Source organism: Methylibium sp., assembly GCF_035762065.1.
Lineage (GTDB): Bacteria > Pseudomonadota > Gammaproteobacteria > Burkholderiales > Burkholderiaceae_C > Methylibium.
The window spans coordinates 85,854-97,248 of sequence record NZ_DASTPW010000040.1; the positions used below are offsets into that span (position 1 = coordinate 85,854).

General features: G+C 73.4%; 10 protein-coding genes and 2 riboswitches. Of the genes, 6 read left to right on the forward strand and 4 right to left on the reverse strand.

Annotated features, from left to right (window positions below):
• Window positions 1-15 precede the first annotated feature (15 nt).
• The 3 genes from VFR90_RS10920 to VFR90_RS10930 are packed head-to-tail and all read left to right on the forward strand — an operon-like array spanning window position 16 to window position 4,651.
• Complete coding sequence (locus tag VFR90_RS10920) at window positions 16-1,695, forward strand: electron transfer flavoprotein-ubiquinone oxidoreductase (RefSeq protein WP_326406160.1); 1,680 nt, start codon at window positions 16-18, stop codon at window positions 1,693-1,695.
• On the forward strand, window positions 1,692-3,149 hold the full coding sequence (locus tag VFR90_RS10925) for a DUF2868 domain-containing protein (RefSeq protein WP_326406161.1): 1,458 nt from the start codon (window positions 1,692-1,694) through the stop codon (window positions 3,147-3,149). The genes VFR90_RS10920 and VFR90_RS10925 overlap by 4 nt, the downstream gene beginning before the upstream one ends.
• Entirely contained in the window at window positions 3,146-4,651 is a 1,506-nt protein-coding gene (locus tag VFR90_RS10930; RefSeq protein ID WP_326406162.1) for a GTPase, read from the forward strand. Before VFR90_RS10925 ends, VFR90_RS10930 begins: the two co-directional genes overlap by 4 nt.
• Window positions 4,652-4,737: 86 nt before the next feature.
• Here the strand turns inward: VFR90_RS10930 and VFR90_RS10935 are convergent, their stop codons facing one another.
• Window positions 4,738-5,115, reverse strand: a complete 378-nt coding sequence (locus VFR90_RS10935) for a hypothetical protein (RefSeq protein WP_326406163.1) — start codon at window positions 5,113-5,115, stop codon at window positions 4,738-4,740.
• Here VFR90_RS10935 and VFR90_RS10940 point away from each other — a divergent pair.
• Complete coding sequence (locus VFR90_RS10940) at window positions 5,099-7,054, forward strand: hypothetical protein (protein ID WP_326406164.1); 1,956 nt, start codon at window positions 5,099-5,101, stop codon at window positions 7,052-7,054. The two genes, VFR90_RS10935 and VFR90_RS10940, sit on opposite strands and share 17 nt — an antisense overlap.
• A gap of 48 nt (window positions 7,055-7,102) precedes the next feature.
• Here VFR90_RS10940 and VFR90_RS10945 read toward each other — a convergent pair whose 3' ends face one another.
• The 3 genes from VFR90_RS10945 to VFR90_RS10955 form a co-directional block, all read right to left on the reverse strand.
• A complete protein-coding gene (locus VFR90_RS10945; protein WP_326406165.1) occupies window positions 7,103-7,894 on the reverse strand; it encodes a metallophosphoesterase family protein in 792 nt (263 codons plus the stop codon).
• A gap of 10 nt (window positions 7,895-7,904) precedes the next feature.
• Window positions 7,905-8,828 (reverse strand): diacylglycerol/lipid kinase family protein, encoded by a 924-nt coding sequence (locus VFR90_RS10950; protein WP_414676526.1) that lies wholly within the window; start codon window positions 8,826-8,828, stop codon window positions 7,905-7,907.
• Between the two features lie 104 nt (window positions 8,829-8,932).
• Entirely contained in the window at window positions 8,933-9,352 is a 420-nt protein-coding gene (locus tag VFR90_RS10955) for a CoA-binding protein (RefSeq protein ID WP_326406167.1), read from the reverse strand.
• A 137-nt stretch (window positions 9,353-9,489) separates the two neighbouring features.
• Window positions 9,490-9,612, forward strand: a riboswitch (glycine riboswitch).
• Window positions 9,613-9,634: 22 nt separating this feature from the next.
• Window positions 9,635-9,749: riboswitch (glycine riboswitch) on the forward strand.
• Between the two features lie 60 nt (window positions 9,750-9,809).
• Between VFR90_RS10955 and gcvT the strand changes: the two genes are divergently transcribed.
• Window positions 9,810-10,961: a glycine cleavage system aminomethyltransferase GcvT gene (gcvT, locus tag VFR90_RS10960; protein ID WP_326406168.1), complete on the forward strand. Its 1,152-nt coding sequence runs from the start codon at window positions 9,810-9,812 to the stop codon at window positions 10,959-10,961.
• A 35-nt stretch (window positions 10,962-10,996) separates the two neighbouring features.
• On the forward strand, window positions 10,997-11,371 hold the full coding sequence (gcvH, locus tag VFR90_RS10965) for a glycine cleavage system protein GcvH (protein ID WP_326406169.1): 375 nt from the start codon (window positions 10,997-10,999) through the stop codon (window positions 11,369-11,371).
• Window positions 11,372-11,395 lie beyond the last annotated feature (24 nt).

Consider the following 11,395-nt stretch of genomic DNA (forward strand, 5'->3'; position numbering starts at 1 on the left):
GCCAGGACCGCCCGCATGCCCGCCACGTCGCAAGCCCTCCTCGACCAGTACGGCCCGCGCGAGTCGATGGAGTACGACGTGGTCGTCGTCGGTGCCGGACCCGCCGGCCTGGCCTGCGCGATCCGGCTCAAGCAGATCGACCCGGCGCTCTCGGTCGTGGTGCTCGAGAAGGGTTCGGAGCCCGGCGCGCACATCCTCTCGGGCGCGGTGATGGACCCGCGCGGCATCGACGAGCTGATCCCCGACTGGAAGGCGCAGGGCGCGCCGCTGTCGCAGCCGGTCACCGGCGACGACGTGCTGTTCCTCAGCGAGCACGGCGCGACGCGCACGCCCGACTGGCTGGTGCCGCGCAACCTGCACAACGACGGTTGCTACGTGATTTCGCTCTCCGACGTGGTCAAGTGGCTGGCGCAGCGGGCGGAGGGCCTGGGCGTCGAGATCTTTCCCGGCTTCGCGGCGGCCGAGATCCTCTACGACGACCAGGGCCGCGTGCGCGGCGTGGCGACCGGCAACCAGGGCGTCGGCAAGGACGGCCAGCCCACCGGCAGCTTCCAGCTCGGCATGGAGCTGAACGCGAAGTACACGGTGTTCGCCGAAGGCGCGCGCGGCAACCTCGGCCGCGAGCTGTTCGCGAAGTACAAGCTCGGCGAAGGCCGCGATCCGCAGAGCTTCGCGATCGGCATCAAGGAGCTGTGGGAAGTGCCGGCCGCGCAGGCGAGGCCCGGCCTCGTCGTGCACACCGCCGGCTGGCCCATGACCGACGACACCTTCGGCGGCGGCTTCCTCTACCACCTGGCCGGCAACAAGGTGACGCTGGGCTTCGTCATCGGCCTCGACTACCGCAACCCCTACCTTGCGCCCTTCGAGGAGATGCAGCGCTGGAAGACGCACCCGTCGATCCGCGCGCACCTCGAAGGCGGCAAGCGCATCGGCTACGGCGCCCGCGCGATCAACAACGGCACGCCGCAGTCGCTGCCGAAGACGGTGTTTCCCGGCGGCGCGCTGATCGGCTGCGACGCCGGCTACCTGAACGCCGCGCGCATCAAGGGCAGCCATGCGGCGATCAAGACCGGCATGCTCTGCGCCGATGCGCTGGCCGAGGCGCTGAAGGCCGGCCGCTCGCACGACGAGCTCGCCGCCTACCCGGCCGCGTTCGAAGCGAGCTGGCTGCACGAGGAGCTGCAGCAAAGCCGCAACTTCAAGCTCTGGTTCAAGAAGGGCAAGTGGGTCGGCAACCTGATGACCGGCATCGAGCAGTGGCTGCTGCCGAAGCTCGGCGTCGCGAGCCCGCCGTGGACGCTGCATCAGAAGGTGGCCGACCACGAGGCGCTGCGCCCCGCGTCCGAGTTCGCGCCGATCGCCTACCCCAGGCCCGACGGCAAGCTCAGCTTCGACAAGTTGAGCTCGGTGTTCATCAGCAACACCAACCACGACGAGCACCAGCCCTCGCACCTCACGCTGAAGGACGCGAGCGTGCCGGTCGCCACCAACCTCGCCGTCTACGCCGGCCCCGAGAGCCGCTACTGCCCGGCCGGCGTCTACGAGTACGTCAAGAACGAGTCGGGCCAGGACCGGCTGCAGATCAACGCGCAGAACTGCGTGCACTGCAAGACCTGCGACATCAAGGACCCGACGCAGAACATCGTCTGGGTGACGCCGGAGGGCGGCGGCGGGCCGAACTACGCGGGCATGTGAACGCCGACAGCGCGCGCCGGCTGCTGCTGGTCCAGGCCTTCGAGCAGACCACCGAGCCGGCGTGGTCCGCCGCCGACGCGGCCTGGGCCACGGGCGAGGCGCGGCGCCGCGAAGGCGGCTCGGCCGCGGCGAAGCCGCTGCTGGCGCGCCGCGCGGGGCTGGCCGCGCAGCGACTGACGCAGCGCGACGCGACGATCGCGCGATGGCTCGACGGCTTCGCGCTGCCCGGCTGGGTGCTCGGCGCCGCGCTCGGGGTGGCTTTCGCCATCGGCATCGCGCTGGACGGCCTGGGTGCGCAGCCGCGCATCAACATCCTCGCGCTGCCGCTGCTCGGCGTGATCGGCTGGAACCTCGCGGCCTACCTGCTGCTCGCGTCGCAGGCGCTGCGATCGCTCGGCGCGGCGCCGCGGGCGGCGCGCACCGGCCACGGTCTGCGCGACGCGCTCGCGCGGGCGGCGCAGGCCGTCGCGCGCCGGCTCACGGGCGCACGCGGGCAGACGCCGGCGCTGTCGCGCTTCGCGCTCGACTGGGCCGAAGCGGCGCGGCCGCTGCACGCCGCGCGCGCCGCGATCGCGCTGCATGCGCTGGCCGCGGCGATCGCGCTCGGCCTCGTCGGCGGCCTCTACCTGCGCGGGCTCGCCTTCGAATACCGCGCCGGCTGGGAGAGCACCTTCCTCGACGCGGGCGGCGTGCATGCGCTGGTCTCGGTGCTGCTCGGGCCGGCGGCCGCGCTGCTCGGCGAGCCGCTGCCGTCGGCGGCGCAGCTGGCGGCGCTGCGCTTTCCGGCGTCGGCCGGCGAGAACGCGGCACCGTGGATCCACCGGATCGCGCTGAGCGTCGTGCTCGTCGTCGTGCTGCCGCGCGCGCTGCTCGCGCTGGTGAGCCTGCGGCGTGCCCGCGCACTCGATCGCGAGCTGCCGATCGACCTGGGCACGCCCTACTTCCAGCGCCTGCTGCGCGAGCTGAGCGGCCAGCGCATTGAGCTCTTCGTGCTGCCCTACGGCCACCGCGTGCAGCCGCCGGGCGCTGCCCGGCTCGAAGCCTGGCTCGCCGCGGCGCTGGGCGGGCCGGTCGGCGTGACGCTCGCGGCGCCCGCCGCCTACGGCGACGCGGTGCCGCCCGCGTGGCGCGCCGCCGCCGACGGCGCGCTGCCCTTGATGCTGTTTGACGCGAGCGCGACACCCGAGGCCGAAGTGCACGGCGAGTTCCTGCGCGCACTCGATCCGCCGCCCACCGCGGTGCTGATCGACGAGACCGGGCTGCGCCGCCGCAGCAGCGGCCCGGACGCGCCGGCGCGCGTCGAACAGCGCCGGCGCGCCTGGCGCTCGCTGCTCGAAGCGACCTCGCTCGAGCCGGTGTTCGTCGATCACGCGGGCGACGGCGCAGGCGACTCCACCGAGGCGCAGCGCGCGCTCGTCGAAACGCTGCGCCGCGCCGGCGCCGTGCCGCGATGAAGGCCGCGCCGAGCCCGGGCGACGCGGCGGTCGTCGCGCTGAGCCTGATCGCCCACACCAACGTCGGCAAGACCTCGCTCGCGCGCACGCTGCTGCAGCGCGACGTCGGCGAAGTGCGCGACGAGGCGCACGTGACGCAGGAGGCCGAGCGGCACCTGATGATCGAAGCCCGCGAGGCCGAACCGCACGCACGCCTCGAACTCTGGGACACGCCCGGCTTCGGCGACAGCGTGCGGCTCGCGCGCCGGCTGGCGCAGCTCGCGGGCACGAGCGCGCCGGTCGCGTGGTTCCTCAGCGAGGTCTGGGATCGCTTCCGCGACCGCGGCTTCTGGATGACGCAGCGCGCGGTGCGCAATGTGGTCGAGCAGGCCGACGTGGTGCTGTACCTGGTCGATGCATCGCAGCCGCCCGACGAGCTCGGCTACCTCGACGCCGAGCTGCGGGTGCTGGAGCTGCTGCGCAAGCCGGTGCTCGTGCTGCTGAACCAACGCGGCGCGCCCGGCCCCGCCGATGAGGAAGCCGCGCAGGTCGCCGCCTGGCGCGCGCGCACCGCGCAGACGCGCTGCGTGCGCGACGTGCTGGCGCTCGACGCCTTCTCGCGCTGCTGGGTGCACGAGGAGCGGCTGCTCGATCGCGTCGCCGCGGCCCTGCCCGAGGCGCGCCGGCCCTGCTTCGCGCGCCTGCAGGCCGCATGGCGCGAGCGCGACCGCGCACGCCTGCGGGCATCGATCGACGTGCTCGCGGCGAGCCTCGTGCGTGCGCTGCTCGACCGGGAGCCGCTCGCCGAGGCGGGCTGGAGCGGCCGGCTGCGCGAAGCCGGCCAGGCGCTGGGGCTGCGGCGCGACGAGGCCGCGACGCCGAACGCGATCGCGATGCGCGCGCTGGCCGGGCGGCTCGACCGCGACCTGGCCGACGCGACCGATCGACTGATCGCGTTGCACGGCCTCGACGGCAGCGCGGCCCGTGAAGTGGGCGAGCGGCTCGCCGAGCACTTCCTGCAGCACGCGCCGATGCGCCTGGGCAAGGCGGCCGGCTGGGGCGGCGCGGCCACCGGTGCGCTGCTCGGGTTGAAGGCCGATCTCGCGAGCGGCGGGCTCACGCTGGGCGGCGGGCTGCTGGTCGGCGCGCTGCTCGGCGCGCTCGGCGGTGCGGGGCTCGCGACGGCGGTCAACCGCGTGCGCGGCGTCGAACGGCCGAGCCTGGAGTGGTCGGAGTCGGCGATCGACGGGCTCGTCGAGACGCTCGCGACGAGCTATCTCGCGGTCGCGCACCACGGGCGCGGACGCGGCGCCTGGTTCGCCGGCGACGAGCCCGGACATTGGCGCGAGACGATCCGGCGCGAGCGCGACGCGGCGATCGGCGCACTGCACGAGGCGATGCGTCAGCTTCGTGACAAGCGGTCGGGTCCGCCGGATGCCGCGGCGATCTCGGCGTGGCTGCTGCGACTCGTGGAGCGCACCCTCGCCACGCTGTACCCGGATGCGCCGACACGCGCTTCCTAGAAGCCGAAGCGTGAGCGATTGCCGCAAGGCGACGCATCCCGTTGCACCTTGTCAGCACCGTGCAGGCCGCACGGCGAAGCTGCCCCCTAGCATCGTCTGCGCTGCGCGCAACACCGGCGCCGCTTTGCCTTCACCCTCACGCGCCCCCGTGCGCCGACCCGGAACCCCAGCATGACCTTGAACGCCGCCCGTCCCCTCCCGATCGCCCCGCCCCCGGCCACCTCATCGGCGCGATGGAAGGCGCTGTGCGCGACGTCGCTCGCGGTGATGCTGTCGGCGTGCGGAGGCGGGGGCGGCGGCGTGAGCTGCCCGGCCGGGGTCGATTGCAGCGGCGGCGCGCCCGCGCAGCCGTCGTCCGGGTCGCCGCCGCCCGCGCCGCCCTGCCAAGACGTGACGGGCGCGCTCGATGCGCCGGTGCGCTTCAGCACCACGGACAAGGCCGCGTCGGTGACCGTCAGCGCCACCGGGCAGACCGCCTGCTTTACCAGCACCACGCCGGGCGCGCTGCGCTCGACCACCGCGGTCCAGCCCGGCGGCTACTACTACTTCGAGGCCACGCGCACCGCGAACACCTCGGTGACGCTCGGCGTCGGCAGCCCGGCGATGACGCTGGTGCCGAACAGCACCAGCGGCACCGACATCTTCACGACGGACCAGGCGCTGGTGCTGAAGGACGGCACCGCCGAGACGATGCGGCTGGAGCCGCCGCCGGCCGGCACCTACTCGACCGGGCCGTTCAACGTCGGGCTGGGCGAGACCACCTTCGGCTTCGCGGTCGACTACCGCGGCCCCCACCCGGTCGTCTACGTGCTCGGCAGCACCGCCTCGGCGGCGGCCGAGAACATCGCCCCGTCGCAATGCGCCGGCGCCGGCGTGACGGTGAGCGCGACGACGCCCTGCGTCTACGGCGTGCAGCTGATGCCCGGCGTGACCGGCCCGCTGCACGTCTACGCCTTCGGCAGCACCTTCGCCGGCGGCACGCCGAAGGCGTCGATCAACGGCGGCACCGACCTCGTCAACCGCGCGTTCAAGTACGCGCCGCTGGAGGTGCGCAACGCGATCCGCAAGCGCTGGGCCTACGGCGAGCGGCAGTTCAGCGCGCAGTGGGCCCCGGCGGCGTTGCCGACGATCACCGCGAGCTCGCGCACCGTCGCGGTCGTGAAGACCGACGACGCCGCGCCCTCGACCGCCAGCTTCGCCGTGACCGCTGCGGCGTCCGGCGGCGGCGCGCTGACGGGCACCGCGGTGCAATGGCTGAACGGCAGCGGCGCGCTGATCGCCACCGGCCTGTCGCTCGACCTCGCCGCCGCGAACACCAAGGCCGTCGTGGGCAACGGCACGCACCGCATCCAGGCGGTCGTGACCGACCCGGCGACCCGGCAGGTCAACGCCATCGACTTCCACCTGACCTACACCGCCGCCGACACCGACGACGACGGCGACGGCCTCACCTACGCGCAGGAGACGGCGCGCACGACCGACCCGGCCAACCCGGACACCGACGGCGACGGCCTCGGCGACGGCGTCGAAGTGAGCCTCGGTGCCGGCTACAACCCGGCGGTCCTGTCCACCGACGGCAGCGGCGTGGCCGACGGCCGCCGCTACGCGGGCGACCCGACGCTTGCGCTGGCCGTCCGTCTCGCGACGCAAACGGCCGACGCCGCCGGCAACGGCGGCAGCAGCTACGCGACCAGCCGCGGCGTCGTGCTGCTCGACGACCAGCTCTCGATCACGCTGACCTCGCAGCTCAATCCCGACTGCCTGCTCAACCGCGGCCCCTACGCGGGCGCCGGCCGCACCAACGAGCAATGCAGGAAGCGCGCGATCCGCGCCGACTCGGGCATCGAGCCCGGCGAGATCCGCTACTACGAGACGCATCGCCTGACCGCCAACAGCAGCACCGGCTTCCCGCCCAACATGGGCCAGGGCTTCATCACCGGCACCGGCCGCATCGACCCGTTCTGCTGCGTGCAGGAGAGCGGCTCGACGCCGGTCGCGGACACGCCGCCGTCGTTCATGGTCAACAACGCCGCGAGCGTCTGGAACACGCTGGTGTCGCAGCCGAACACCAACTTCGACACCCAAGGCGGGCCGGTCAACACCTACTACGTCGGCTTCGTCGTCGACTACCGCAGCGGTCCGCCCAAGGGCTATGCGATCACGACCGCGGCGAACGGCAGTGCGCAGATCGACGGGCCCTTCACGATCACCGGCTTCACCGGCGACGCGATCCCCTACGTCTACGGCCACCCGCAGAGCGACACGGCGCCGGCGATGGAAGTGAACTTCGGCCTGAAGCCCTTCCACTACCCGCTGGCAACAGTGCGCGGCCTGGTCAACGGCATCTCCGCGGGCACCGGCACCGCGATCGTCCCGGGCGTTGGCATCCACCGCCAGCCCTAGCGCGTCCTGAAGCACGACGGGGGCGTCGCGCTGCGGCGCCCTTTTTTTTCAGCGCAGGAACGGCAGCGCCTGCACCTCGACCCGCTCGAAGCCGCCGCTTCCTGCCGCGTAGTCCCAGCGCTCGACGGCGCAGGCTCCGGCGTCGTCGCGCCGCAGCACGTTGACGGAATTGCCCGCCTCGTGCCGCACCCGCACCGACACCGCGGTGCCCGCCTGCACCGCCCACCAGCGATGCGGCGCGGCGGCCGGCAGCTCGGCCACGTAGGGCAGGTGGATGTGCCCGCCGAGCACCAGCTGCGCGCCGGCCTCGGCCCAGTGGCCGAGCGCGGCGTCGCGGCCGCGCAGCAGGTCGGGCGCGTCCTGATCGCGCAGCACCGCGATCGGCTGGTGGACCACGACCACGCGCAGCAGCTCGGGCGGCGCGGCGCGCAAGGCGGCACCGACGCGCCGGACCTGCGCCGGAGACACGACGCCGTTGACGTGCCGCCAGGGCCGCGTCGTGTTCACGCCGATCGCCAGCAGCCGCGCCGAGCGGTACACCGGTTCGAGCTCGGCGCCGAAGGCGCGGCGGTAGCGGCCGTAGGGCGCGAAGAGCCTGCGCGGCAGGTCGTACAGCGGCAGGTCGTGGTTGCCCGGGATCGCCAGCAGCGAGCGCGGCGCGAGCCGCTCGACGAAGCGGCGCGCCGCCTCGAACTGCGCGTGCCGCGCGCGCTGGGTGATGTCGCCCGACAGCACCACCAGCTCCGGCTGCAGCCGCCGGCCCAGCGCGATCAGGGCTTCGACCACTTCGGCGCGCTCGGTGCCGAAATGCGGATCGGAGACGTGCAGCAGCAACGCCATCGCTCGCCGCTCAGTCGGCGTCCTCGCTGTCGAGTCCGTGCTCGGCGGGCTTGATCAGCATCAGCGGCTGCGCGGCGACCTGGAAGCGGATGGGCGGGCGCATTTGGCCCACTTCGCCGTCGATCGCGTACTTCATCCGGCCGCGCCGGTAGCGTGACACCGGCGCCACCGCGAGTTCGCGGCAGGCGAGGCTCGCCACTTCCTCGGCCGCGCCCAGCCGGCCTGCGGCGCCGCGCAGCACCAGCCCGAGCATGCCGAGCGGGCCGACCGGCGCCGGCGTGATCGCCACCAGCCGGCCGTGCTGCACCGCCGCCCCTTCTTCGAGCCCGATGCGCTCGAGTTGCAGCCGGTTGTTGCCGACGAACAGCGTCGGCGTGCGCAGGCTGCGCTGCGTGCCGCCGTCGTCCTCGATCACGATGCGCAGCTGCGGGTGCCGGCCGAGCAGCGTCGACAACGCCGCAAGCCCCGCCACGATGCGATTGCGGCCGTAGCGGCGCTTGAAAGCTTCGCGGTCCTGCAGCAGCTGCGGGTACAGCCCCAGGCTCGCGTTGACCAGGAAGACGCGCTCGTTCATCAGCCCCACCTGCACCGGCCGCGCGGCTTCGCGCGTCAGCAAGGCGGCCGCGGCCGCGGTGTCGGTCGGGATGCCGTTGCCGCGGGCGAAGTAGTTGAACGTGCCCAAGGGCACGACGCCGTAGGGCCGCCCGCTCGGCAGCACCGCCGCGGCCACCGCGTTGAGCGTGCCGTCGCCGCCCGCGGCCACCACCACGCCCTGCTGCGCGCTCGCCTGCTCGACCGCCCGCTGCGCCACCGCCGGGAGCCGCCCGGGCCGATCGACCAGCAGCACCTCGTGGCGCCGGCCGGCCTGCGCAAGCGCGGCTTCGATCTGCCGGCGCGCGTCGTCCGGCGCGACGCGGCCCGAGCCGGCGTTCATCACGACGAAGAACGGCGCCTGCGGATCGATCGCACGCGCCGCGTCGACCGCGTCGCCCTGGGTGCCCGCCGGGCGCGGCTGCGCGTTCGAGGAGACCGCGCCGCTCACGCGCCGCGGCCCATCAGCAGCGCGTGGTCGATCTTCACGCAGCGATCGACCACCACTTCGAGCCCGGCGGCGCGCGCCTTCGCCGCGGCTTCTTCGTTGAAGACGCCGAGCTGCAGCCACAGGCACTTCGCGCCGATCGCGATCGCGCCGTCGGCGACCGGGCCGACCTCCTCGCCGCGCCGGAAGACGTCGACCATGTGCACCGGCTCGTCGATGTCCTCGAGCCGTGCGTAGCTGCGTTCGCCCAGCACCCGCTCGTAGCGCGGATTGACCGGGATCACTCGGTAGCCGTGCGCCTGCAGGTAGCGCGCGACGCCGTGGCTCGGTCGCGCGGGCTCGCTCGAGAGGCCGACGACGGCGATGGTCTTGCACTCGCCGAGGATGCGGCGCAGGCGGGTGGCGGTGTCGTCGTTCATCGCGGGCGTCGGAGTGGATCGGCGACTCTAGCGTCGGCAAACGATGGGCCTTGCGGGGCCGGCGCGTCGCAGCGAGCCCGCATCGGCACGCCGGCCGTGCGGAATTCGGTCGCCACGCGAAGGGCGTGTGGGTAGACTCGCAGCCGCCAGGAGAGAGCCCGCTGTGATGTGTGCGATGTGCACGGGGGCCGCCGAAGGCGCAGGGGCGAGGTCCAGAAGACGCGCCCCGAACGCTCAGGCAAAAGGACTGGCATGCGCCCCGAGACGTCGAAGACGTCGGCGGGCGTCCTCACTGGAGAGAGGCTGCGGCGAGCGCAGCCCACCGAAGGGGCAAGCCGACGCGGTGCGAACCACCGCGAAGGCCAATCTCTCAGGTAGAGCGGACAGCGAGGGCAACACGGTCGTCACCGTTCTTCGGTGGCGTGTCACTTGCCCGACGCCGAAAGTCCGCCGCCCGATGACGACAGCTTCGTCCCCCGCCCAGCCCGCGCTGCTGCGCACACCGCTGCACGATCTGCACGCCGAACTCGGCGCGCGCATCGTCAGCTTCGCCGGCTATGCGATGCCGGTCAGCTACACCGTAGGCATCCTTGCCGAGCACCGCCACTGCCGTGCGCAGGCGGCGCTGTTCGACGTCTCGCACATGGGCCAGATCGCGCTGCGCGGCGAGCGGGTCGCTGCCGCGCTGGAATCGCTGATCCCGATCGACGTGGTCGGCCTGCGCGCCGGCCAGCAGCGCTACGGCTTCTTCACCGCGCCCGACGGCGGCCTGCTCGACGACCTGATGCTCACGCGGCTCGCGCCCGAGTCGCCGCTGGGCGACTGGCTGCTGATCGTCAACGCCGCGCGCAAGGCGCACGACATCGCCCACCTGCGCCGGCTTGAAGGCCCGGGCTGCGAGATCACCGTGCTGGAGGACCGCGCACTGCTCGCGCTGCAAGGCCCGAAGGCGGGCGACGTGGTCGCGCGGCTGGCACCGGCCACCGCCGCGCTGCGCTTCATGCAGGGCGGCCATCACGCGCTGGCCGGCATCCCGACGCACCTGACGCGCTCCGGCTACACCGGCGAGGACGGCTTCGAGATCTCGGTGGCCGCGTCGCAGGCCGGGGCGCTGGCGCGCGAGCTGTTGAAGCAGCCGGAGGTCAAGGCCGCCGGCCTCGGCGCGCGCGACACGCTGCGGCTCGAAGCCGGCCTGTGCCTGTACGGCCACGACATCGACGCGAGCACCAGCCCGATCGAGGCCGCGCTCGGCTGGGCGATCCAGAAGGTGCGCCGCGCCGGCGGTGCGCGGGCCGGCGGCTATCCCGGTGCCGCGGTGCTCGACGCGCAATTCGCGCAAGGCGCGGCGCGCAGGCGCGTCGGCCTGCGTGGCCTGGAACTCGCGCCGGTGCGCGAGGGCAGCGAGCTCGTCGACGAGGCCGGCGCGCCGATCGGCCGCGTCACCAGCGGCACGATCGGCCCGACCGCCGAGGCGCCGATCGCGATGGCGCTCGTCGCCGCCGGGCACGCTGCGCCCGACACCGTCGTGCACGCCCTCGTGCGCGGCAAGCGCCTGCCGATGCGCGTGAGCCCGTTGCCCTTCGTCGCGCACCGCTACCTGCGCGGCTGATCACCCTTGCTCTCCCCACCCACGAGGAAAACGCGATGACGACCAAGTTCACCACCGACCACGAGTGGATCAACATCGAAGACCACGACGCCGCCGTCGTCGGCATCACCTCGCATGCGCAGGACGCGCTCGGCGACGTGGTGTTCGTCGACCTGCCGGCCGTCGGCGCCAGCTTCAAGAAGGGCGAGGTCGCCGGCGTCGTCGAGTCGGTCAAGGCCGCGGCCGATCTGCTGATGCCGGTGAGCGGCGAGGTCGTCGAGATCAACGAGGCCCTGAAGGCCGACCCGGCGCTCGCGAACACCGACCCGCTCGGCAACGGCTGGTTCTTCAAGCTCAAGGTCGCCGACATGGCCGAGTTCGACCAGCTGATGGACCCGCCCGACTACGACAAGTTGCTGAAGACGCTCTGATCGAGCGGCGCTTCTTCCTTCTTT